The sequence below is a fragment of the Pedobacter suwonensis genome (assembly GCF_044762335.1).
In the GTDB taxonomy this organism is placed as follows: domain Bacteria; phylum Bacteroidota; class Bacteroidia; order Sphingobacteriales; family Sphingobacteriaceae; genus Pedobacter.
The window spans coordinates 144,218-169,117 of the sequence record NZ_JBIWEB010000006.1; the positions used below are offsets into that span (position 1 = coordinate 144,218).

The following is a 24,900-nucleotide window of genomic DNA, read 5'->3' on the forward strand; positions in this document are numbered from 1 at the left end:
ACATGGGTGATAGATTGCTTCAGTCCGCTCATATCCCACCTTGCAATGAAATGATAAGATGAAATACCTTTCACATCATAAAAAAGGCTTCTATTAATGCTTAGAAGCCTGTAGGTTCTCTTTTACAAAGATTTTAACCAATCTACAACCTGCTCACGGGTTTTGCCCGTCTTTTGTTGCAGTTTGCCATAAAGTTCATCATCTTTTCCCTCCTCATACTTTAAATCGTCTTCCGTTAAATCTGCGTAGGCCTGTTTAACTTTTCCTTTAAGCTCGTTCCAGGCACCTTTTAATTCTAATTTGTCCATTGTTTTAGTATTTAAGATTAATATTTAGATTGATTTTTTGAAAATGGGGCTGTTTTTATCTGCTCTGAACATCTTTAGCAGCATAAACGCTATCTACCACATATCTGCTAAATCCTCTCCAGGGCAGGCTACTTTTATACTCCTTATAATGCAGTTCGTAAAATTTGCCACTGTTTCCCATCATTTGTTTAGCTATACTTTCATCAGTTACAGAAAATTCGAATTCGTTGTTTTCCAGCGTACCCATTTGTTTGGAACGAACGCCGCTTTGAATGAGTTTCCCCTCATTGGTTTTGAAAATATATCCTTTTTTAACGATGTAATTCAGCTCTCCGGCTTTCACTCCTTCACCAAATACAAAGAAGTAATGATAATAAATCAGGCCAGAAACCAGCACAATGCCAACTATTGCTGCAATGGTTCCGATTTTTTTTCCTGTAGTCATTGCTTAAATCATTTTGTTAAGTTGTTCTCATGTAAAGAGCGTATAGTGGATTTGGAAAATCCTAAGGCCATCGTCTTTACTTTAAAAAAGAAACTGCTTCCTATAGAAAGCAGCTTCTGATTTTTAGACTTAATTTGTAACGTCTCTTTTCACTTTGTTAGCCGTTCTTTGCCCTGGCAAATAAATCTGAAATCCGAAAGACAGGTTCAGGTTATTTTGGGTTGTTGCACTTCCAAAACCAACCAGGCCATTGTATTTCAATAAGGTTTCAAGACCAATATTTGGCGTAATGAAATAGGCAAAACCGGGACCAACACTTAAGTTTAATCCGTTGGTGTTTCCTCCGCCATTGCTCACATTAACACCGCCGATACCAACAGTAGCTTCTGCAAATAAACGTCCGTGACGTAATACTTCAACATCTTTTCCGGTATAATAGCGACCTAATGCACCAACTCCGTAGCTGGTCGTTGTGCTTGAATTCTTAGCCGTTTTTAATCCAAAATTTACATAACCACCCACCGCAACGTTGTCTTGTATAAACCATGCTGCTTTTGGAGTGATGTCTACGCTGAATATTTTTGGATCATCCAAACCGAGGTTAATGTTGGTTAAGTTGCCTCCAACCATTACATTGCCTTTTTGGATCTGGGCATTTGCCGCAAAAATAGTCGTTGCAGAAATAATTACTGTTGCTAAAAAATTTTTCATGATTGATTATTTATAAAATTAATATAAGGTGAATTCTACTCGACGGTTTTCCTGGCGGCCTGCGGCAGTTTTGTTACTGGCTATCGGTTGATCTGGGCCGTAACCTGTTGCCTCTATTCTGGATGCATTCGCACCTTGTGAAACCAGATATGCTTTAACAGATTCTGCTCTTTCTTTAGATAAGCGCAGATTTAATTCTCTTCCACCTGTGTTGTCAGTATGGCCGGCTAATTTTAAGCTGAAGTTTTTCTCCATTAACAATGCCGCTACACGATTTAATGTGGTGTAAGATTTTGCACGGATGGTTGACTTACCCAAATCAAATTCAAGATTAGAAATGGCATCTTTTAAAATTTTGCGGTCTGCTTCAGTTACCACCGTTGTTTCTTTGATAACGGTCTGCGTAACGGCTATCGGGCAGCCTGATCCGTCTACAACTGTTGCGGCGGCTGTACCCGGGCATTTGTCAAATTTGTTTGCCACGCCATCATTATCATCATCGCCTAAATCTTTGGCATATTGCTCACGGTCTCTGGCTGCATTTTGCTCGGCTGTAGATAATGCCCTTCTTAGTTCGGCACTTTCTTCTGCACTTTGTTTTCTCAGGTCTGCAACCGCGCTATAGTTTTGCAATTGAGAATTTTCTTTGTTTCCTAGAGCAAACTCCAATCCTGCATGCGCGTACGAGAACCTGCTTTCATTATAGGCATTTTTAACAGTAGGAGACGATTTGATGAAATTAATGTCGTAACCCAAATCAATATTGATGCCTTTGGCTACACCAAATTTAAATCCAACACCCGTTGGTATATACCATCCTTCTCTATCCGTAAATACATCAACATTGGCTACTTTTGAATCTGAAGACATGTATCCGGCACCTGCTTTAACATAAGGGATCAATACCGCGTTCTGGGTATTCAAGCTAAAGTTCGCAATATTTAATACTGCGGTAAGGGAACCGGACCAGTTAATGCTGTTCACCTGTTCAATCGTGCTGGTATTGTTTAAAGTTTTGATTTCTCCGCGAAGAAAATCGGCCTGTAAACCCAGTGCTGGTAAAATTTGTTTTTTGATGAAAGCGCCGTAACCAACGCTTTTAAATTCTCTGGCTTTAACACTTCCCCTGCCTAAAAAAGTATTCTGACTTAGGATGCCTCCGTGCGCTCCTACGCTCCATGTTCTTAAAGATTGTTTGCCAAACCGTTCTGGAGTTGCTGGCGTTTCCTGTGAAAAAAGTTGAGTTGACAGACTTAGTAAGGCGATCAACATCGTAGATTTTGTAAAATTGTTATTCATATTGTTGTTATTTATTGGAGGAATAACACAGGTACAACATGAATGTTTCAGTTTTGTTACATGAAAATACTCTTAAAAGGAGTAGCTTGTTTGGCGTCCAAATAGAAATTGATTACTTATTTAACCAGTTTTGTGATGTAACGGGATTAGATAAATTACAGCGATTGCTACTTATGTTAGCATTAATTTACTTTTCTTGACCAAATTGGTTGGCTAAAAGATTCTTAGGCCGGGCTGGTATTGAAAGATTCAAATCGGATAGTCTTGATCCTGACGGAGCAACACGAAGCAGAGAGTTTGGACCAAGTTATCTAAATTGAATTTAAAAGATTTGCTTCGCAGAGCCTTCGCGGGTTTACACTGTGGAGTTGACTATATCCCGGCACTATGCAATTCCTTAAATCATCTTAAATACGGCCTCAAAAGTTTTTCGGAATCAGCTGAGGCTGTAGAGCAACTCCATTTTTTTCCTTCTTTCGGGCGTTCCGGTTTGAATAGGTTTTAGTGCCGTTTTTTGGCAATACCGAAATAACCGGCTACCCTGATTTGAGGTGGGGCGCCTGTCATTGCGCGCGTGGCTTTTACAGTAATAGCACCCATATTGAGCTGATATATTGTTTAGTGCGTGGGTTTTATGGGAATGATGTTCCCTTCGTCATCGAAATACATGCGGTCCATGCAAACTTCACGGTTAAACCCTGCTGCATCGCCCATGTTTATGCCGTCAGGATAATTGAATCTGTGGTAAATGATATACCATTCGTCTTTACCCGGAATCTGCAGCACAGAATTATGGCCCGTTCCAAAAATACCGGATTCGGGATTTTTCTGTAGAACGAGGTTGTTTTGCTGAATGTTTATTGGACCTAATGGTGATTTGGACGTTCCATAACGTACACGGTAATTCTCACTTCGGGTATCATCTTCTGACCACATAAAATAATAGATACCTTTTCTATAAAATACATAACAGCCCTCTCTGAAAGTTTCATCTGTTTTTAAAACCCTGGTCGAATTAGGTTTTAATGAGATCATATCTTTGTTTAGTTCAGCTACCGCCAGGTAACCATTTCCCCAGTAGAGGTAGCTTTTTCCTGTTTTAGGATCTGTAAATACGGCAGGATCGATTTCTTGCCCGCCTTTAATTCCTTCAGGCTTAAAGTTAATCAGCGGCCTCCCGGAGTCTTTAAAAGGGCCAGTTGGAAGATCTGACGATGCTACACCAATTTTTTGGGCTGCAGTAAAATAGTAAAAGTATTGATAGTCTTTTCCTACCTTTTTTTCGGCAATAGTGGGCGCCCAGGCATTGCGGTTACCCCATTTTACATCTTTTTTCAGGTCGAGGATAATGCCTTCATCCTTCCAGTTTATAAGGTCAGTAGAGGAGAACGTTTTGAAATAATACCCGCCCCAGCCGTCAAAACCGTCACTGGTAGGGTAGATGTAATATTTTTTAGTCTTGTTGGCATAAAGTACATCCGGGTCGGCATAAAAACCGTCGATTACCGGGTTTTTAGCAAGTTTTAGTTCCATGCCTGATGGAATTCCCCATTTAGCGGTTAAGTTTCGCAATTCACTGCGCGAAATTGGCATAATGGTACCATGGCGGGGATGAAAATCCATTTTCACCTCATGATCAATCACTTTAAAGCGGTCTAAATCTGTACTCTCGCAAAACTGGTATTTACCCTTTCCATACACATCATACATCAGAATATATTTATCTGATCTGTTGAGCTTAAATACTGCCGAACCTTCAACAGCATCGCGGGTTTGTTGTTTATAGCCTGGTTGTTCAATCCATCTTCCTGAAGTTAGCGAATCGATAAGGGCGAGTTTAATTCCGTTTCCATTGCCCTCCGATTTATAGAACAGGTGGAAGATTCCGTTTTTATTGATGATATCGCCATCAATACACGATTTGCCATTTTTTGGACTAAACAACACTTTAGGTTCCTCTACAAAATCGGTGAAGTCTTTATTGGCATAGGCATAATAAATAATATCAGGGCCGGTGCCATGCTGCATCGAGAAGTAAACCATGTACTTTCCTTTAGCGGGATCAAATATGGTTTGGGGTGCCCATACGCGTTTAAGATCATCGTGGCCTTTAAAGCGTTTCTGGATATTGATGATGCTGTGTTTCCAGTTAATGAGGTCGTCTGATCTTAATAAAGTCATCGCCCTGTTAGAATCCCAGCCTTTTGATGATGTCATATCGGTTACCACCATGTAAAAAGTACGGCCATCTTCTGAGCGTAAGATGTGTGGATCACGGATACCGCCTGTTGAACTGATCTGTCTTGAATCCAGCACAGGCTCATTGTTATTCAATGCGCGGTAATTGTAACCATCGGTGCTGATGGCAAAGCAAAGGGCTTCGTCTTTTACTGCATTTCCTTTAAAATAGGTAAATAGATATCCTGCAAAATCTTTTTCTGCCGGCCCTGATTTATATTCCTGACTGAATAAATTTCCAATAAAAGCAATATGCAAAAAAGTAAAAAGGATCAGGCGTTGATAAGGAAGTCTTTTCATGTTTAAAGGTTGATTTTTGCAATGGTATTTAATAAACAGGGTGTAGTGAATTAAAACCACACCCTGTTTATATTATTTTAAAGCTATTTTTTGCACAGGTGAGTAAACATATTCACCGGAAATTGTGGTTTTTACCCCAATTCTTGCGTAAATAAAATCGAGTGATTTAAGGTTGTCGGGAATATCAGCCGACAATGTTGTTTGTGCGCCAAATACAAGTGAAGGAACACTTGCGTCTACCCGAACTTCCCGCTGAACCTGATCGGTTAAAACCGATTTTCCCAGGTAGAGGCGTACCAGTTCAACATTGGCAGTGGCAACCACCTTATTCACAACAAAATTTGCATTGATAGTGTTTCCGGACTTTTGAAAGGTTTCATTGGTTATGGTAAAGTAAGGCGTTACCGGCACATCAATATTGGTATTTTCTGTAAGATTTACCCTGATCGTGTCAGTAGCCTGTTGCAACCAGGGCGCATCAGCCCGACGTACTAATTTGTACTGACCGGCAAATAATTTTGAGGAAAAACTACCATCCTGATTCATGTACACATAGATAGGTGATTTGAGCGGATAACCATCCTGCCATAATTCTAACTGGGGGCCATTGTTACGAACACTCACTGCTTTTCCCTGATAAACCACTTTTCCGGATAAGGTTAATTCCGGAGCGTCGAAATTGTCATATTCGCTGCAGCCGGCCAGAAAGATACTGGCTGCTGTTATGATTGTTAAAAATCTAAATTTCATCATCTTAATAATTAATGGAATGGATTGCGAACAATTTTAGGGTTATTGTTCAATACCGTTTGATCAATTGAAGAGTAATAGTTCGCCATACGGAAGAACCTGGCACGGCGGAAGCGGGTTGGACGTATCCGTGCATAAATGTATTTGCCATTATCTGGGTGGCCTGGCCTTACCACACGGTATGAATATAATCCCATTACTACCGCATTCGGATCAGTTTCTGTACCATCCCAAACCAAATGGGCAATTCTCCATCTTTTCAGGTCGAAATAACGGTGATCTTCGAAGGCAAGCTCCACGCGACGCTCGTTACGGATGATGTCATTGGTAAGGGCACTTAAACTATTGGCAGGAAATCCTGCACGTGCACGAATTGTATTAACATATCCTAGAGCTTCCGGACGGCCTAACTCAAAAGCGGCTTCGGCAGCATTCAGGTAGATTTCGCCAAGGCGGAACCAAGGCCACCAGTTTACAGCCGATGTACCACGTGTACTGGCCGCGGGGGCGTCACTCACCATTTTACGGATATAGAAACCAGTATTGCTTACATCTACGGCATCATCTTTAGGTCCATCAAAACCTGTCCAAACCTGATTATCCGTGTAATTTCCACCGAGTACTGATGAAGTAGTTAACTGATAACTACCGTTATTCCATACTGCTACTCCGGCTTGTATTCGTACTGCATTGTTTTTGAATGTTGTTCCGGGATAAATAACAGTTCCATATAAACGACCATCCTTGTTGGCAAAAATATCAGCAGGGTTAGCATAAGCAATGTAATTGCCACTGGCATCCTTATCTTTTAAAGTACCTTTTGTTCCGTCTAAATAATCGAAGCTCTCTACGAGGCTTAAGGAAGGTGAAATTGCTGATGAAGCCTCGTTATCCTCTGTCATGCTTTTGATGATGTTATCATAAGTAAAACGATGTACCTTGGTACCAAGGGCAAAATCTTTTGCAAAGATTACTTCACTCACAGGTTTTTTGTTCAGCATATCGTAGAAGTTCGCCCCTTTATCAGGATTGGTATTGTATAATGCGTAAGGACCTGACATTACTTCTTTCGAAGCCGCAAGCGATTTATTGTAATAATCTGTAGCCATTGAAGCCGGAATGCCCACCTCGCCACCTGCGGTGGTAATTGGTGCTGCCATTAGGCTATTATACCTGGCAATAGAACCTGCATATAACATGGCCCTGCTTTCCAAAGCGAGTGCAGTATATCGGTTTGCACGTGTTGCTACGCCATTGTTGGCTGCCAAGTCCGCTTTAATTTCTTCCAGCTCTTTATAAATAAAATCGTAAACTTCTGATTCTTTAGCTCGTGGTATCTGTAATGGGGTTGGGTCGCCACTAAAGTCGTAAATAAGTTGTTTGGTTACCAGCGGCACACCACCCATGCGTTTTACCATTTCGAAATAAACAAAAGCACGAATAAATCGCATTTCAGCAATAAACTGGCTTTTCTGGACTGGTGTTAACTTAGCCCCCAGTGCATTGATGTTTTCAAGCGAAAGGTTAAGGTCGCGGATTAATCCATAATCCCAATAGCGGCCATAATCGTTACCATACTGAAAGTCATTTCTACCATTCTGATCACGCGTTCCCGACCACATGGCATCATCCAGCTCGGTCATTCCCCCGGTATTAAAAACACCATGTAAGGAAGGCAGGCGGTTATAGTAATTTGCCAAAAGTGAAGTGATCAGATTTGGGTCGTTCCACAATTGTTCGTCGGTAATGGTGGTTTTAGAATCGCGGTAAAACCAGTCATCATGTTTGCAGCTATTCATGGTTAAACCAACAACCAATGCCAGTGCTATATAATATTTTTTCATTGTAATCAATTTTCTAAAAGATGTAACCAGCCTGAATAATGAGGGGCTGATGTGAATTTACCTTTGTTTAAAATGTGATGTTAAATCCTGCCAGAAAAACTCTCTGCTGCGGATACACCACCGCTGCTGCGGCTTCAATCTCCGGATCGATCTGGAAGTCTTTTACATTGTCGAATGAAATCATATTCGATCCGTTTACGTAGAAGCGGATTTTCTGTGCTTTGATTTTTTCGGCAATGGATTTAGGAAGACTATAAGCCAACTCCATATTTCTAACACGGAGGTATCTTACATTTTTTAACCAGAAACTGTTGTTTCTACTATTTGGACCTGAATTACCGTTGCGGATAGCAGGGTAGTAGCCCGGAATCCACGCACTTGTCGGGTCGTAAGGATCTGCACGGTGCCATCTGTCTTCCAGCAGGTAAGCAGGCGAGTTTCCACCACCGTGGAAGGCGTTTCTTAATTCATAATCCTGATTCCATGACTGCATGGCGCCACCAGCTAAATCAATGTTGAGGTCGATGCCTTTATAGCTTAAACCAATACGTCCACCGAAAGACATCATCGGAGCCCAGCCCGTAGGGTAACCAATCGGGCGCTGATCAAGGTCATTGATCACGCCATCGCCATTTACATCTTTGTAGATGAAATCTCCCGGTAATTGATTTCTGTTATTGTTGCCATCGTTGTTAATAGGGTAATTACGGATTTCTTCTTCAGACTGGAAACGGCCTACAACCTCGTAGCCCCACCAAATGCCGCCCCAACGGTTTTCAGATGAATTGGTGTATTCGTTATACGAATTACTGAAACGCGGCTTGTATGAATCCAATACTTTATACCTTGAAAAAGTAAAGTTCCCACTTACGGTATAGTTCAGTTCGCCTACTTTACTGGCATAAGTAATAATACCCTCAGCTCCGTAGTAACCGTTGCTGTTTAAGTTCTCATACGGTAATGTGTATCCGATTTCAGAAGGTAGTAATACATCATATCTTGAACCAGGATAACCGGTACGGATAATTTTAAATGCATCGGCAGTGAATGTTAACTTATTATCGAACATCCCAACATCAATACCTACGTTATAGTTGGTGTTTTTTACCCATGAAAGGTTGCGTACAGGAAGCCCCTTAGGTTGAATGCCCGGATAATATGCTCCGTTTAATACAGCATTTCCCGAATTCCAGTTATAACCTGATAAGTAACCATGCATGCCTACGCCTTCTTCCAATCCGGTTTGACCAACAGAGACACGAAGTTTCATATCGTTTACGATCCCTTTTAATGGCTTGAAAAATGGCTCATCAGAGATCCGCCATCCTAAACTCCCACCTGGGAAAAGTCCCCATTCTTTACCCGAATAATACAGGTAAGAACCATCATAACGACCTAATATTTCTAATAAATATTTCCCTTTGTAATTATAGTTGAAACGACCAATGAAACCTGCTCTTGCTTCGTAAAGCCATTCATCGCCTATACCACTCAATTCGGAAATGGTATTTACCAGCGGGATATAATTATTGGTAGGGTTTGAGCCTATTGTGGTCAGTGTCCTGTCCCAGTCTGAACGCTCGTAACCACCCATTACCGAGAAGTTATGGTCTCCGATTTGTTTGGTATAATCTAATTGAAACTGAGCAGATCTCGCTACCGCTACACGGTCGGTTTTATAGCGCCATCTCGAATTGGTTCCGTTACTGCGTACATAGTTGCCGTTATCGTATCGGTATACATCATAGCTATACTGAAATCCATCAAACTTATTATTGGTATAATTATAAGAAACGAGACCTTTTGCTGAGAGGCCAAACTTTGTTTTATACGAAGCGGTGAAATTGATATTACCACTCATAAAGCTGTTGTCTTTATAACCAGCAATGTCCCGGCTAAAGATTGCCGGATTATAGGCAAACTCGTTTGTTTGATTCGGATATAGAGGATTATCATTGGCATATGGCCCAACGGTTGGTCTGTTTTTGAAAATGGCCAGAATGGAAGAAAAATAACCGTCTCCACCCGGTAACCCTACATCCTGTGTTTTTTCCTGACGGGCAGAAATCTGGGTGCCGACGGTAAGTCCTTCGAGTACGGTTGCTTCCAGATTGGCCTGTAGGTTGGTGCGTTTATAATTAAAATCCTTAATCATGGCATCCTGTTTCAGGTTACCAACCGAGAGGAAGTAGTTTGAGTTTTTTCCGCCACCGGTAATGTTGGCATTGATGTACTGCTGCGGAATATCTTTGCGGATCACCATTTCGGCATAATCATAACTTTTATAACCGGGTTCAGTACCTGCCTGCCATTTGGCAAGTTCTGTTCGGGTATATACCGAGCTTGGGTCGCGGCCTTCATTTTGTGCTGCTTCTACCAAACCCCGTGTGTATTGTGCTGCGTTTGCCATTTCAGGGAAACGGGTAAGGTTTTGCCAGCCCAGATAACCATTAACATTAATTTTTACCTTTTCGTCTTTTGAACCTTTTTTGGTTGTAATTAAAACCACCCCTTTTGAAGCTCTGAAACCATAAACTGCTGCAGCTGCATCTTTAAGAATAGATATACTTTCAATATCTTCCAGGTTCAGTGAGTTAAAAATATCAGCACCTGATGCATTTTGTGTACCCACCCAGTCGGTTCCGGTTTGGCCGCCATAAGCTACCCCATCAATTACAAATAGAGGGTTCCCCATGTTACGGATTTCGATGCTGGCTCCACGTCCCGGACGGGCATCTTTAGCGCGTACAGAAACCCCCTGTACTTTACCCGCCAATGCACCTGCCGTACTGGTAGAAGAAGTACGTACCACGTCTTCGGCTTTCAGGTTACTTACCGCACCTGTAATGTTTCGTTTAGATTGTTTACCGTAACCTACTACCACCACATCTTCCAATCCCTGATTATCGGGTTCCATTTTGATTGTGAATTGTGTTTTATCGCCAATGGCAATGGTTTGGTTTTTGTAACCGATGTAAGTAACCAGAAATGCGCCTTTGCTCGTGGTGAGCGTAAAACGTCCCTGGGAGTCGGTAGTGGTGATTTCTTTTGGTAAAGTACCTTCAACTACAATGGTTACGCCTACCAGCGGATCATTGAGTTCACTCAGTACTTGTCCGGAAATCTTACGTTGCGCAAATGAGTAATAGGGGATTCCCCATACCATAAGGCATAAGAAGAAAATTTTCAGGATTCTCATGTTATATTTGGTTTTGTTTAAAAGTGTTTTTGCCTAGTGTTATAGATCCAAACTACCGATGGGTTAAAACCTGGCCTGGTGCGTAAACACCATAGTCATCTGATGGAATACCCTTTTAGGTAGTACCCCTCAAATCTGCCTGGTTAGCTTCATTTAAAAATGAGTCGGTGAACTCACCTTTTGCTGGATCTATAAATAGTTAGTTCCAAACCTACAGGTTTCAAACAGGTGGGGCGGTATACAAAACCGTCAATTTTGATTTGTATTTTCGTCAAAATGGTGCTATTTTGGTTTTCAGGGCTACTTTTTTCTGATATTCGGATGGGAGTTCGCCGAATTCTTCCTTAAAACATTGACGAAAATAAATAGCGCTGTTTATACCTACCATTAAAGAAACTTCTGTGATATTATACTGCCCTGAACGGAGAAGTCTGGCTGCTTTTTGTATCCTGATTTTACGTACCAGCTGGTTGATGTTTTTACCTGTAAGCCCCTTTAATTTTCTGTACAGTGTAGATTGGCTCATGTTCATTTTGTCGGCAAGGGTAGCTGCGTCAAGTACCTCGTCCTGGATACATGCTTCCACCAGCATTACAAATTCCTGTACAAGAGCATTCTCCTGCCATAGCTCGGGGTTGTTTTCCGGTGGATTAACTTTCGTGTCATCTCTATCACCAGAAAGCTGACTTAACATTGCGGTATATAAGGTTTTTCGCTTTAGCAGCAGGTTTTCGATGCGACTGTTTAGAAGCTTTGGACTTATGGGTTTGGTGAGGTATGAGTCAACACCAAGGACATATCCCATTTCTTTATCAGTACTGGTATCTTTTGCCGTTAAGAATATGCTGGGGATGTGGCTGGTTTCACGCAGTTCTTTCAGCTTTTTGAGCATGGTAAGGCCATCCATATCGGGCATCATTACATCGCTTACCACTAAATCTGGAATGCGTTTTTTAGCCAGTTCAAATCCTTCCAAACCGTTGGCGGCAGTAATTACTTCATAATTTACTGATAGCACGGTAGCTAAATACTCCCTCAAATCTTTTTCATCTTCTATAAGAAGCACAACTGCACGTAAATCGTTAGCGGTTTCTACGAGATTAGATGAAGAAATGTGGAGATTATTTTGTGGTGTAGCAGTTACTGCATTGGTTAACAACCGTACGCAGAATTCACTCCCTTCACCCGGCTGGCTTTTTACTGAAATTTTTCCCTGGTGTATGGCTACCAGTTCTTTTACAAGTGCCAGGCCAATACCGGTTCCATGGCTAACTGTTTTCGATACCTGATAATACCGTTCAAAGATTTTATTAAGATGTTCTGCCTCGATGCCACATCCGGTATCTTTAACACAGATCAGGGCAGAAGTAGTTAAGTTGTCTTGCTCGTAGGTAAGATGAACCTCTATTTTTCCTGCAGCGGTATGTTTGCAGGAATTTGATAACAGGTTATCTAAAATTAATTGAACAATTTCGCCATCAAAGGTGGTTTTAATGTCTGGTTGTTCAATTGTACAGCTAATCTGCAGGTCGGTATTGGTGTTAGCTTCAGCATATTTCTGAACAATTTGTTTTACCAGTTCACCAAGATAATCTTCGCCCAAAACCAGGGGTTTGTACTGCGATTCTACCTTGCGGAATTCGAGTAACTGATTCACAAGCGAGAAAAGCCTGTTGGCATTCTTTTGCACCATCAATATGCCATTTTTATATTTTGACGCAAGTTTTTCTTCCTGTAAGAGGTCTTCTAAAGGCCCAAGTATGAGCGTGAGCGGAGTTCGAAGTTCATGGGTAATATTGGTATAAAAATTCATTCGCTCCAGGTTTAGTTTTTCATGCTGCAGCATTTGAAGTTTTTTTACGCGGAGTTCTGCCTCTGCATATACTTTCCTGATGTGAAAAAATATCAGTGTAACAATAATTCCGGCAAACACCAATACATAACAAAACCAGGCGAATGTACTCAGGTAAAAAGGAGGAGAAATTTCAATGCGTATTTGCTGAACACTATCAGACCAGTTTTCATTCTTCTGGCGGGTACGGATACGAAGCTCATAGTTGCCGTGAGGGATATTTCTGAAATCAACATTTTTTTCATCGCCCAGGAAAACCCATTTATCATCCAGTCCATGAAGCTGATAACTAAACTCCACCATGTCGTTCAGTGCATAATCCATTACCGCAAGCTCTACGCGAAAACTGTTTTCATGATGTTCAAGTTCTATTTTTTCAGCAATGCCGGGGTGTTTTTCGCTTTGTGTATTTGTTTCTCCAGCATTGAATACCACAAAACTGCTAATCCTGATGGGCGATTTAGGTAATACCAGAGGAACCTGCAGGGGATTAAAATATACAGCTCCCGAGGGCATCCCGAAAAACAGAGATCCCTGCGCATCAGTACCGACACTATTGATGGTAAAACCACCAAGGGGTATTCCGAAAGCCTGATCGTATCTGAAAAATGTTTTCTGTTTGATCAGGTAGCGCAACAACCCCTGACGTGTAGAGCACCAAATGTTTCCACTTTTGTCTTCAGCAATAGCATTGATGGTTAACCAGGCTTTACCACCAGGTGGAACGATAATTTCCAGCTCACCTGTTTTTTTTGTGGCCGGCTGTAGGCTTAAACCTTCATTGGTCGCAATCCAGATGTTGTGCTGACGATCAGTAAATAAATGGTTGATGGTATTGCTGTTGATTCCCTGTCCTTTTATTATTTTTTTTATTAACTTTCCGGTAGAGTTAAAAATATAAATACCCTGGCCGTAGGTGCCTATCCATCTGTTTCCATTTTGGTCTTCTGCTATGGTACGTGGCGCATAGTCTCCGAGTACAGGGCTATGGGTGGTTAATTTGCTGAATGCCCCCGTTTTGGAACGGATAAATACCCCTTCCTGGGCAGCGAAAGCGATGTTGCCTGCTTTATCTTCAACAATTGCTCTAACAGCCGACATTTTTTCGCCGGTTTCTACCTTTTTCCAAGCCTTTGTGGTTGCATTAAAAAACGATACCCCACCATTTTGAAGACCGAACCATTTGTTGTTGTCGCTGTCCTGTAATCCCGACAGAAGAAAATCGTCACCTATCGCACTGTTGCCCGTGTTAATTTTATTTACCTTTCCATTAGGTTTAACATGTAATACCCCATCGCCAACAGTACCCAGCCATATGCTATTGTCACGGTCGTTTAAAATGCTGATGACGGTTGCCGGTTTTCCCTGTCCGGGAAATAATGCCTGTGTGGAAAGGATAGAAAAAAAGGGTTTAATATGGCTTGTAAAGGCAATGCCACCACCGTAAATCCCCATCCACACATTGCCAAACTGATCTTGATCAATGCTTTGGACCGATGAGGTTTTGCCACGGTTTAAATTAGCAGAGGTTATGTTTTTTATCTGCGAAATTGTGCCATCAGCCAGGTATTCGGGATTGAGCATAAATAGCTGTGATGACTCGGTGCCAAGCCATATGGAGCCGTTAATAGCTTTAATGGAGTAGATAAATGGCTCTTTTTCATTAATGCTTTTTGAAAAGAGGCTTATTTTTTTCAGGCTTTTTGTTTTCGGGTCAAAGATGGCCAGGCCTTTTCTGGTTCCGATCCAGATGTTGTTAAATGGATCACAAAACAGTGATTTAACCTCATTGTCTGGTAGTAAACCCTTGCTATTAGTCACGTTGATAACCGTTACCCTACGGTTTTTGGGGTTCAGAATAGAAATTCCTTTATTTACATGGCCAATGTAAAGCGTTCCGTCTTTGTCTTCAATGAGTGTCCAGGTACTGTTTTCCGGCAGGTTAGGAAGGTTCTTTTTGTTAAAACGCTCAAATGTTTTGGTTGAGGTGTTGAAACGTTGTACGCCCTGGTGATAGGTGGCCAACCAGAGGTGGCCACTCTGTGATTTAATAATATCGGTAATATCGTTAGTGGCTAGCGATTGTGGATTTTTATCGTCATGAACGTAATATGAAAAACGATTGGTTTTTAAATCATAAACATTTAAGCCGTTTGCGCGTGTACCTATAAAAACCTGATCGTTATCATATAATAAGGTATTGATTTCATTACTGTTTACCGAAGAGCCGTCTGCCTTTTCTGATTTGTAAAACTGTTTAAAAGAATTACTGGCAAAACGGTTAAGGCCCATTTCGGTTGCAATCCAGATAAACCCATACTTATCATGTACAACATCTATTACCTGCTCGCTCGACAATCCTTCCTGAAGCGATAAAAACTTAGCCTGATTGGTTTGCGCCACCAGTACAGTGCTGTATAAAAAAAGCGTTAATAATACCCTCAATCCCAATTTCATAACCATCCCCTCCTGTTGAGCTATTTTATTTTCCTACGATCACATTCGCTCCACCCGGTAAAAGTTTTACTTTTAGTTGTTTTAACCTGTTTAATTTCAGCTGTTTTATCTGTGGTGACCGATCGTCGGCATCAGAATATAACGTAACTTCAGTGCCTGTTAACATCGGAAGTGAAATGTCTATTGTTTTCGCTGTGGTTTCAGCATTTATAGCTGAGATATACCAGGTATCGCCATGACGGCGTGCCAGTACGCAATATTTCCCGGGATATCCGTCAATAAAGACCGTATTGTCCCAGGTGGTAGGCACTTTTTTCATAAAGTCGATGATATGAGGAGCAACATCGGTGAGGTTATTAGGGGTAATGCCGAAGTTTTGTACCGGGCTCTGGAAAAGTACAGCGGTGGCAATCTGAAAGGTTTCGGTAGTTTTTCTGATCGTACCACCATCATTTGTTTTATTGTGGCGCTTGTTTAAGAGCACTGGTCCGAATTCCATAGCACCTACAGCATTCCGTATAAAAGGGTGCAGGCTGGCATTGAAAGCTTCATTATCATTGGCATGTTGCCCGAATATCAGATTTTCTGATGCTAATACCGCCTCACTCCCTACGTAATTGGGATACATCCGTTCCCAGCCTCTGGGTAGTGTGCAGCCATGGAAAATTACTGTTAATCCAAAGGTATTGGCATCAGAAAGGATGTCTTCATACAGTTTCATCGTTTCCTGCTTGTCGCCACCAAAGAAATCCACTTTAATTCCTTTAACACCCATTCGCTGCATCCACGCCATTTCCTGCTTTCTTGCCGAAGCCGTGTTCATGCGGTTTTTAGGATCTTGAGGAGCATCATTCCAGAATCCATTGGAATTGTACCACAAACATATACCAACACCCTTGGTTTTAGCATACGCGATCAGTTCTTCGATTTTTTTATAGCCAATATTTTTTTCCCATCCGCCATCAATCAGGGCAAATTCATAACCCATTGAAGCTGCCAGATCAATAAACGTTTTTTGGTCATCATATTTAATACTGGGGTCCTGCCATAACAACCAGCTCCAGGTTGAACGTCCAAAGGTGTATTCTTTTGAAGCCTTGTACTGCGGTTCAACAACATCGAAGGGGATGGTTGTTTCCGTAATGGGCTTAAGGGTAGTGCCAACTGTGATGGTTCGCCAGGGAGTGTAGCCTGGAAGCGGAATGGTTGGATTTGCCCTTCCCATCCCATTGTTTTCACCAGGTTCAGGGAAAGCAATCTTGTAACGGCCATCTTTAGTTCCTTCACTCAGCTTTGATCCGCAGTATAGTGAATTTACCCCCGTTTCGGATAGCAATACCCAGCCATCAGCCCCTAAATGAAAAAGAGCAGGGAAAGTGTAACCTACGCCGTATTTTGATGGAATGCCCATGGCCTGATCGGGATTGTATTCCTCTTCGTAGCTAGGTTTGGTTTTCATCCAGCCAATCATTGGCGTAGCTTGCGGGGTTAAAAATGTGGTGGTATTTGCCGGAAATTTGTATCCACTCAATTCTTCTTCAATAACAAAATTTGCAGGTTCACCGGTCTGAGGGATCTGATACCTGAAGGCAATGTTATTGTTGCTCACCCGGAATACCACTTCAAGCTGATTTTTTGCGGTATTTTCAAACTTGCAGATGAGCTCGTTTGCCTGATAGTTTACACTGCTGATCTTAATTTTGGGTTCACTGTACCGCTCATCTATTTTTCGTAATTGCCGGCCGGTCAATTTTAGCCCTGTTGACAAATCCATCTGGCTTCCACGAAGTCCCAAAGGAGACCGCTCAATCATTTCTTTTCCCTGTAGTGTTACATTATAATAAAGTTTACCCTCATTCAAATAAAGCTTAACCATTAATTTTTGATCAGGACTTGTAACGTTCAAATCCTGGGCAAAAGATAAAATGTGGCTGGCAACTAATGCCACTGCCAGTAAAATGCCTTTAAAATAACTCATAGTTAAAAATTTAGGGATATTCATCAAAATAGAATAAGCTTATTTGGTTTAGATTGATCGGATCAGTATTTGAAAACCGAAAATTAGGAAAAAAAATTAAATGTTATGGTAACGTTTATTGTTTTTTCAAAATCTATTTTGCCAGATACAGATATGATGTTACCCAATTAAAGGTTAGCAATTTATTAAAAACCTTATTTGTGAGCAGGTTACAGCTGCTTTTTATATTGGTGAACTGCAGACGATAAAAACACTTATCTATCAACGGATCAAACGCCAGCAGTCGAAATTAAAGAGGTTTTTACCTTCGCCTTTAAATACCAGATACAGATCGTGTACACCAGCAATCTTATTAATTTTACAAAGCTGCGTTTTCCAATCCTGAGTATTTTTGATTGATTTTATTTCCAGTTTTCCCAGCAGCTTGCCGTTTAAACTATCTGCCCGAAGTTCTATGTTTCCTTTTGAGGATAAGGAGGCTACGGTTGCTTCAAACTGAGTTGCGCCTTTGCTAAAATCAACACTGCGGATTTTGATGTAATCGCCATTGTCAATATTGGTTACAAAAATAGTCCCTGTTAAGCTATCTTTGGCCGTTTTTAATCCCTCACACCATGCAATGGTTTCAGCTTCTACACGGTTAAAAGGATTCAGGTTTGCAGCGCTTTTTAGTACGCCTGCTTTGGTGCGGTTAATTCTGGGAATTGATCCATCAGCGTTAAAACTAAACGGTTCAATGCAAACCGAACGTTTAAAGCCTCCGCCACCGGGTAAAGAACCATCATGATAAAACAAATAAGACTGACCTTTAAAATCGATGTATCCGGGGTGATTGGTGAATGCACCACGATCTTCAATCACTTTCATAATCGTATCTCCATATATCCACGGCCCTGTTGGGCCTTTGCTGGTAGAATAAGCCAGATGTTCAGGAACGCCGCCTGCCGGATAAAGCAGGTGATATTTATTTTTTCGTTTAAAAAGCCATGGTCCTTCCTCATATTCTGATGGCCTCTTTTCTGCGTCTTTTTTCCTCAGGCTAAAGCCTTGGCTGGTAAGCGGCACTTTTACGATCCCAACTTTTTCATCATAAGAAACCATGTCCTTATTCAGTTTTACATAATATAATTGAGGATTGCCCCAGTACAGATAAGCCTGCCCATCATCATCGATAAAAACAGTTGGATCAATGTAGCCAAAGCCGGAAAGTAAGGGTTTTCCCAGCGCATCCTTAAAGCCAGCCGTTGGCTTATCGGAGATGGCAACACCAATTGCATTTCCGCCATTTTTTTGGTTTACAGGTAAGTAATAGTAAAATTTTCCGTTTCTGAAGATACACTGGCCTGCCCATGCATCACCGCGCGACCAGCTAAAATCTTTATAGGACAAAATGGCGCCATGGTCAGTCCAGTTCACCATATCCTTTGAAGAATAACACCGCCAATCGTTCATGGTGAAAAAGTTTTTTTCGGTAACATCTTCATCATGAGAAGTGTATAGGTAAACGGTACCATCGTGTACCATTGGTGCCGGATCGGCCGTATAATAAGTCTGAATGATCGGGTTTTGTGCGAAGCTGACCAATACAGGCAACAGTGCCACTAAAAACGATATTCCAAATATTTTTTTCTGCATTACTCTGATCTTATTTTAACAAAGACAGCATTGTTTTTGCATAACGTTCGCCGAGCATACGATAGCCCTGCGCATTGAAATGGAGGTGATCGGCAGCTGCGGTACAACCAGCTGATGAGATGATGTGTGCATTGGGAATTATCGTTGGCAAGGTTGCAATAATTTTATTCATTGATGCGCATGTTCCTCCCTGATCTGCGTTAACCACTTCACCGGCAAGAAGGGGTGTAGTTGACGGATTTAAATTTAAGTCCTTGATGAGGTGTTCATAAACCGCCTTCACTTTTTTTGGCCACTCCTGATCTCCGGTATTAGATTCGCCCTGGTGCATCATAATGCCCTTTATTACGCCTGATTGCTGTGCAATTTTGGCTAATTCTACCAAACGACCGTATGGATTTCCGCCGTAGGCATTTAAGGCCGATTTCATCCAATCCGGTGCGGTAGCGGTATAGGTTTGATAAGAATCTTTATCAAATAACTCAATTTTGCAACCACCAACTGCTACATTGATCACGCCAATTCGCACATCTTTAGGAAGTGAATCTAAAAGCGTTCTGCCAAAATAGTCCATCGGAGTTAAGCCGGTTTTGCATCGGCACAACGGTGGTTTAGCCGTATACCAATTGTCTTTTTTACGGCCTGATTCCGGACAGTCAACCGCCTGTAGCACCCTGAATCTATTGTTTACTGTTGTATCCTGAGGTTCGAAAGGCGCATTACCTTCCATATTAGATTGACCAAAGCTCAGAAAAACATATAATTTCTGATCCTGACCATAGGATTTTTCACTATTGCAAAACGTTAATGCAAGTAATACAATAACTCCTAATCTTAAGCCCAATTTTTTTGAATAGCTTACGGCCTGTTTTAGCCTGTCTGCGGTTAATTTTTTCATACTCATTCATCATTTATACCTCTCGCTAAAGTATTAAATGCCACAGATTAGCAGTAGCATTTTTCGTCATAAAAAACGCTCATATGATTAAAATTGATCCGAATTATTCTATTGCTGGTTGCCAACCAGCTTCATTTTCTCAATATAGGTTTATATTGTTGGCAGATTATAATATGTAGTTGTCAGGTATATTTTTTTTATTAAATCAACATTTCTGCTAACATATTATTCAAAGTTTCTATACTAAAATCTTCTTTTAGCATAGTTTTATCTTTTGCCTCACCTTTAGTTTTTAAATGTATTTTATCTGAAAACAGGGGCAAATTTTAACCAAATAAATATTAAAGATAAAATAAGCATGTCAAAAAAATGATCTGTCACTATTTATCCATAAAGTTTATGATCAAGAGAGCGATAAATAATTGGCAATTAAAATAATTCAGGTAAATGGAAGCCGTATCACAGACATTTCTTCTTATGTAACTAATGTTGTTTTGCTTGTTGATGGAGGTAATTCCATAGGATTTTAAAACGAAGTAAATGATTGTATCCTGATTTGAATGAAATTTTCAGGAATCTTATTAACCAAAAATGAATAAAAATGAATCTAAAAATCAAGAGCCAATCTGCATTGGCCATTGCCCTGATGGTTGCTTTAGGAAGTTCCTGCCAGGAAAAAAAGAAAGATGCTGAGGAAAAAGAAACTTCAAAAACAGAGAAGAAACAATATCTTTCTGAGCCATTGGTGAAAGAAATTTATACTGCAGATCCTTCTGCACATATATTTAACGGTAAAATTTATATCTATCCGTCGCATGATATCGAATCAGGCGTAAAAGAAAATGACAATGGCGATCATTTTGATATGAAAGATTATCGGATTCTGAGTATGGACAGCATTGGTGGCAAGGTTACCATTCATGAACCTGCGCTATCTGTAAGTGATATTCCATGGGCCGGAAGGCAATTATGGGCGCCGGATGCAGCCTACAAAAATGGCACCTATTACCTTTATTTTCCTGTTAAGGATAAAAATGATGTTTTCAGGATAGGGGTGGCCACCTCTACAGATCCGGCCGGACCTTTTAAAGCAGCTAAAGAACCGATTGAAGGCAGTTTTAGTATTGACCCGGCGGTGTTTACCGATACCGATGGCAGCAGCTACATGTATTTCGGCGGGATCTGGGGTGGACAGCTTCAGCGCTGGAAAGACGGAAAATATGATCCAAATGGTTCTAAGACTGATTCTCAAAAAGAAAACGAACCTGCCTTAACGGCAAAAGTTGCGAAACTAAGCGAGGATATGATGTCTTTTGATGGCAAGGCGAAGGATGTAGTCATTTTAGATCCTCAAGGCAAGCCACTGCTTACAAAAGATCACGATCGCCGGTTTTTTGAAGGTGCCTGGATGCATAAATACAATGGGAAGTATTATTTTACCTATTCAACAGGCGATACCCATTACCTGGCATCAGCCATTTCAGATAGCCCCTGGGGACCTTTTAAATACCAGGGCACTTTCATGACGCCTGTAGAGGGCTGGACTACTCATCACTCCATTGTTGAAATTAAAGGTAAGTGGTATATTTTTTATCATGATACCCAGCTTTCCGGAAAAACACATTTAAGAAATGTGAAAGTAACCGAGCTGAAGCATCTTAAAGATGGCACGATTGAGCTGATAAAACCAAATAAGGGTTAACTATCCCCTGGGCTATTAAAGATAAATCCATCAATACATTCGTCATTCCCGAGCGGGCGGAAATCTTCATGAAAGTGTTTTAAGATTTCCAATCAAGTTGGGAATGACGATTCTTTAAGGCATATTATCTGCTTAATTCATCTGTAACTCATATTAATTTTATTCCATAAATTGCCTCTCAGAATTACAATTAGAAAGGCCCTCTTCTCAATACGGATAACTACCGAACTGAGAAGAGGGCCTTCAACTAATGATACGACTTAGAGTCGAATCTTATTTAGAATTATAAATTTTATCATTTCCGCTATAATCGATCCATTTAAAACTCGCTGTATTATCACTTGGCTGACCAGACGAGGTAGCATACAGCGCGAAAAGAGACCCGATAAATCCACCGGCGGCCTGCGTACTTAAATATTTGCCATCAACATCTTTTTTCAGAATCAGCCAGTCGCCATTTCCCTGACGATATTTGAAATCGTACAAGCCACCTTTAGCTTCAATCGCCAGCTGTAGATCGGCTGATGACTCAGGCAAAGGCAATTCCGTAATTAACACCATTTGTTTTGTCGCCTGGTCGCCTTTAAAAAGCTGAATGACATCTCTGTTTTCTTTAACGGATTTACACATGAAGTAAAAATTAAACTCCCCCTGAAAGACCATAAATCCTGCTTTTTCATTTTCAGATTTCGGTAAAAAATGTAGTGATGTACTGGCTGAACAGAACATGTGTTGCTGCCTTTTGCCTAAAAAAGCTGGGTTACCTTTTTCCATGCAGGTTGCTGGCTTAAGTTTCATCGTTAGCCCATTTTTCCTGTCCAGTTTGTACCATGAACTGTCGTTTTTTCTTAAAAATAACAGGGATGGATCTAAAACTTTATCAAATGTGGTGCGATAAGAAAAATTACCACTTTGTGGTGGCGTTCCCTTTTGTTTAACTTCTTTAAAATTCGCCTCATATTGATATTGTACTTCTTTGAAATCGGGATTGATTACCGGCCATCCATCTGTCCATTTAACCGGCGCGATGAAAGTTTCTCTTCCGGTGTTGTAAAAATTCCCTTCATATGGACGCACTGCAAGAAAAATGGCGTAAGTTTTTCCATCAGGTCCTTCAACCAGTTCGGCATGGCCGGTTGAGGTGATCGGATTTGCACGGTTGGGGTCTAAATCCCGTTGCGTGAGAATCGGATTTTTTTCATAAGGTACATATGGGCCGGTAGCCGAGCGACTTCTAAGTATAACCTGCGAATGGTTTACACTCGTGCCACCTTCAGCAGCGCAGATATAATACCAATCACCGCGTTTAAAAATGTGTGGTCCTTCAATCCATACCGGTTTTTTAGAAATATCCACACCACCATTTACGAGCAAATGCTCTTCCCCTTTAACTTTGAGCGTTGCAGGATCAAATTCATAGGTGCGGATGGTACGATGGCCGCTATAAAGGGGTTTGTTATCAGGAGCATCACTATTGTAAACAATATAGGCCTTATCCTGATCAAAAAATAATGATGGATCTATTCCGCGTACATCACGAAGCCATACCGGATCGCTCCATGGACCTGCAGGATTTTTAGCCGTCATCACAAAATTTCCGCCCTTATCTATATTGGTACAAGTCATATAAAAGGTTCCGTTATGGTAATTGATAGACGGCGCGAACAGACCGCGTGAGGTTCCGTCGCCCAGAAAAGTCATCTGCGAATTTCGCTCAATCACATTTCCAATCTGTTTCCAGTTTTTTAAATCCTTGCTGTGAAAAACAGGAATGCCCGGAAAATAGGAAAAAGTAGAATTAACCAGATAATAATCAGATCCCACTTTAGTGATACTTGGATCCGGGTAAAAACCGGCAAGAATGGGATTGGTAAATTTTATTTGGGCAAATGCTTGTGTGGTGAAGCATAATAAAAATAGATAAAGGATTTTTTTCATAATTGTATTTAGTTATTGAGGAAATATGCTCGGATTTTTGATGTTAATTTTAAAACAGGATTTTTGCGATTATCTAATGAAGTATGTTTTTTGCCTTTAAAGTTTCGCTGATGCCCAATTCGAGTCCGCGTAGTTCGGCAAGTCCTTTCAGTCTTCCTATAGCAGAGTAGCCAGGGTAAGGATTTTTATCTAAATCATCGAGCATCTGGTGCCCGTGATCGGGGCGCATAGGGATTGCACGGTTTTCTTCGGACATGAGTTTTAGGATAGCCCTGACCAAAATGCTCATCTCTGCATTTCCTTCCAGGTGGTTGGCTTCATAAAAGTTGCCGTTATCCTCTCGCTGAACGCTGCGCAGATGTAGAAAATAGATTTTGTTGCCCAAACGTTCAATCATTCCTTTTAAATCATTATCTGGCCTGGCACCGAAAGACCCGCTACAAAAACAGATTCCATTGGAAGGTGCAGGTACTGCCTGTAATATTTTGTGCGCATGCTCTTCTGTGCTCATAATTCTGGGCAGACCCAAAATCGGGTAGGGAGGATCATCCGGATGAATAGCGAGTTGTAATCCGTTTTGATCCGCCGTTGGCGTAATTTCCTTTAAAAAACTGATTAAATTATTGCTGAGTATTTCTGCGGAAATGTTTTGATATCCCTCTAATAAATTCAATACCTGATCTCTGGTAAAATGATCATTACTTCCCGGCAGGCCCTGCAAACAGTTGCTCATTAAAGTGCTTTGTTCTTTTGTATTGAGTTTAATAAAGAAGTTTTTGGCATCTTCCAGTTCCTGTGGCGTATAGTCAGCACTTGCACCCGGTCGGTTTAGCAAATAAAGGTCAAACGCAATGAAGGCTGTTTTCTCAAATCGTAAGGCGAGTGCGCCGGTACTGGTTTTAAATGTTAAATCGGTACGCATCCAGTCTAACACCGGCATGAAATTGTAGGTAATTACTTTAATGCCGCAGCTGGCCAGATTTTTCAGACTGATTTTATAATTTTCAATCCACTGCTGATAGTCGCCCTGTCTCTTTTTTATATCTTCGTGTACCGGTAAACTTTCTACCACTTCCCAAACCAGACCAGAAGATTCTATGAGTGATTTCCGTGCCATTATTTCCTTTTCAGTCCAGATTTCTCCAACGGCGATATGATGTAAAGCCGTTACTACTCCAGTGCAGCCTGCCTGCAGGATATCGGCAAGCGTAACAATATCATCAGGGCCATACCAGCGCATGGTTTGGATCATTTTCATAGCATCACGTTATTGTTTTCAGAGATTTTATGATTGCATATCATCGCATTTCCTTTCTGCTTTTTACGCTGAGCAGTAATACATCGCT

General features: G+C 41.1%; 15 protein-coding genes. 1 reads left to right on the forward strand and 14 read right to left on the reverse strand.

Going from position 1 to position 24,900, the window contains the following annotated elements:
• Positions 1–122: 122 nt before the first annotated feature.
• The 12 genes from ACIQXP_RS11815 to ACIQXP_RS11870 all read right to left on the reverse strand — a co-directional run bounded on the left by ACIQXP_RS11815 (position 123) and on the right by ACIQXP_RS11870 (position 19,914).
• Positions 123–308, reverse strand: a complete 186-nt coding sequence (locus ACIQXP_RS11815; protein WP_055909662.1) for a CsbD family protein — start codon at positions 306–308, stop codon at positions 123–125.
• 55 nt (positions 309–363) lie between these two features.
• On the reverse strand, positions 364–753 hold the full coding sequence (locus tag ACIQXP_RS11820; RefSeq protein WP_387503885.1) for a hypothetical protein: 390 nt from the start codon (positions 751–753) through the stop codon (positions 364–366).
• A 129-nt stretch (positions 754–882) separates the two neighbouring features.
• Positions 883–1,464 (reverse strand): hypothetical protein, encoded by a 582-nt coding sequence (locus ACIQXP_RS11825; protein ID WP_293744553.1) that lies wholly within the window; start codon positions 1,462–1,464, stop codon positions 883–885.
• Between the two features lie 18 nt (positions 1,465–1,482).
• Positions 1,483–2,763, reverse strand: coding sequence for an OmpA family protein (locus ACIQXP_RS11830; protein ID WP_387503886.1), 1,281 nt, complete (start codon positions 2,761–2,763; stop codon positions 1,483–1,485).
• Between the two features lie 618 nt (positions 2,764–3,381).
• A complete protein-coding gene (locus ACIQXP_RS11835; protein WP_387503887.1) occupies positions 3,382–5,301 on the reverse strand; it encodes a glycoside hydrolase family 43 protein in 1,920 nt (639 codons plus the stop codon).
• Positions 5,302–5,373: 72 nt separating this feature from the next.
• The gene (locus ACIQXP_RS11840; protein ID WP_293744550.1) at positions 5,374–6,054 is read right to left on the reverse strand and encodes a DUF3823 domain-containing protein; all 681 of its coding nucleotides are present in this window, start codon (positions 6,052–6,054) and stop codon (positions 5,374–5,376) included.
• 8 nt (positions 6,055–6,062) lie between these two features.
• Positions 6,063–7,895, reverse strand: a complete 1,833-nt coding sequence (locus ACIQXP_RS11845; RefSeq protein ID WP_293744549.1) for a RagB/SusD family nutrient uptake outer membrane protein — start codon at positions 7,893–7,895, stop codon at positions 6,063–6,065.
• 67 nt (positions 7,896–7,962) lie between these two features.
• Positions 7,963–11,094: a SusC/RagA family TonB-linked outer membrane protein gene (locus ACIQXP_RS11850; RefSeq protein WP_293744548.1), complete on the reverse strand. Its 3,132-nt coding sequence runs from the start codon at positions 11,092–11,094 to the stop codon at positions 7,963–7,965.
• Between the two features lie 271 nt (positions 11,095–11,365).
• The gene (locus tag ACIQXP_RS11855) at positions 11,366–15,403 is read right to left on the reverse strand and encodes a hybrid sensor histidine kinase/response regulator transcription factor (protein WP_387503889.1); all 4,038 of its coding nucleotides are present in this window, start codon (positions 15,401–15,403) and stop codon (positions 11,366–11,368) included.
• A gap of 25 nt (positions 15,404–15,428) precedes the next feature.
• Complete coding sequence (locus tag ACIQXP_RS11860) at positions 15,429–17,381, reverse strand: glycoside hydrolase family 97 protein (protein WP_387503890.1); 1,953 nt, start codon at positions 17,379–17,381, stop codon at positions 15,429–15,431.
• 261 nt (positions 17,382–17,642) lie between these two features.
• Positions 17,643–19,016 carry a glycoside hydrolase family 43 protein gene (locus ACIQXP_RS11865; RefSeq protein WP_387503891.1) on the reverse strand — a complete coding sequence of 458 codons (1,374 nt, stop codon included), beginning with the start codon at positions 19,014–19,016 and terminating at the stop codon, positions 17,643–17,645.
• Positions 19,017–19,026: 10 nt separating this feature from the next.
• Positions 19,027–19,914 (reverse strand): sialate O-acetylesterase, encoded by an 888-nt coding sequence (locus ACIQXP_RS11870; protein WP_387503893.1) that lies wholly within the window; start codon positions 19,912–19,914, stop codon positions 19,027–19,029.
• Positions 19,915–20,515: 601 nt separating this feature from the next.
• Here ACIQXP_RS11870 and ACIQXP_RS11875 point away from each other — a divergent pair.
• Positions 20,516–21,616 (forward strand): glycoside hydrolase family 43 protein, encoded by a 1,101-nt coding sequence (locus ACIQXP_RS11875; protein WP_387503894.1) that lies wholly within the window; start codon positions 20,516–20,518, stop codon positions 21,614–21,616.
• A gap of 273 nt (positions 21,617–21,889) precedes the next feature.
• Here the strand turns inward: ACIQXP_RS11875 and ACIQXP_RS11880 are convergent, their stop codons facing one another.
• Positions 21,890–23,554, reverse strand: coding sequence for a glycoside hydrolase family 43 protein (locus ACIQXP_RS11880; protein ID WP_387503895.1), 1,665 nt, complete (start codon positions 23,552–23,554; stop codon positions 21,890–21,892).
• A gap of 73 nt (positions 23,555–23,627) precedes the next feature.
• Positions 23,628–24,812, reverse strand: a complete 1,185-nt coding sequence (uxuA, locus tag ACIQXP_RS11885; RefSeq protein WP_387503897.1) for a mannonate dehydratase — start codon at positions 24,810–24,812, stop codon at positions 23,628–23,630.
• Positions 24,813–24,900 lie beyond the last annotated feature (88 nt).

Coding starts and splice junctions, on each gene's coding strand:
- ACIQXP_RS11815 (WP_055909662.1), bottom strand. CDS start 308: ATGGACAAATTAGAATTAAAAGGTGCCTGGAACGAGCTTAAAGGAAAA.
- ACIQXP_RS11820 (WP_387503885.1), bottom strand. CDS start 753: ATGACTACAGGAAAAAAAATCGGAACCATTGCAGCAATAGTTGGCATT.
- ACIQXP_RS11825 (WP_293744553.1), bottom strand. CDS start 1,464: ATGAAAAATTTTTTAGCAACAGTAATTATTTCTGCAACGACTATTTTT.
- ACIQXP_RS11830 (WP_387503886.1), bottom strand. CDS start 2,763: ATGAATAACAATTTTACAAAATCTACGATGTTGATCGCCTTACTAAGT.
- ACIQXP_RS11835 (WP_387503887.1), bottom strand. CDS start 5,301: ATGAAAAGACTTCCTTATCAACGCCTGATCCTTTTTACTTTTTTGCAT.
- ACIQXP_RS11840 (WP_293744550.1), bottom strand. CDS start 6,054: ATGATGAAATTTAGATTTTTAACAATCATAACAGCAGCCAGTATCTTT.
- ACIQXP_RS11845 (WP_293744549.1), bottom strand. CDS start 7,895: ATGAAAAAATATTATATAGCACTGGCATTGGTTGTTGGTTTAACCATG.
- ACIQXP_RS11850 (WP_293744548.1), bottom strand. CDS start 11,094: ATGAGAATCCTGAAAATTTTCTTCTTATGCCTTATGGTATGGGGAATC.
- ACIQXP_RS11855 (WP_387503889.1), bottom strand. CDS start 15,403: ATGAAATTGGGATTGAGGGTATTATTAACGCTTTTTTTATACAGCACT.
- ACIQXP_RS11860 (WP_387503890.1), bottom strand. CDS start 17,381: ATGAGTTATTTTAAAGGCATTTTACTGGCAGTGGCATTAGTTGCCAGC.
- ACIQXP_RS11865 (WP_387503891.1), bottom strand. CDS start 19,016: ATGCAGAAAAAAATATTTGGAATATCGTTTTTAGTGGCACTGTTGCCT.
- ACIQXP_RS11870 (WP_387503893.1), bottom strand. CDS start 19,914: ATGAAAAAATTAACCGCAGACAGGCTAAAACAGGCCGTAAGCTATTCA.
- ACIQXP_RS11875 (WP_387503894.1), top strand. CDS start 20,516: ATGAATCTAAAAATCAAGAGCCAATCTGCATTGGCCATTGCCCTGATG.
- ACIQXP_RS11880 (WP_387503895.1), bottom strand. CDS start 23,554: ATGAAAAAAATCCTTTATCTATTTTTATTATGCTTCACCACACAAGCA.
- uxuA (WP_387503897.1), bottom strand. CDS start 24,812: ATGAAAATGATCCAAACCATGCGCTGGTATGGCCCTGATGATATTGTT.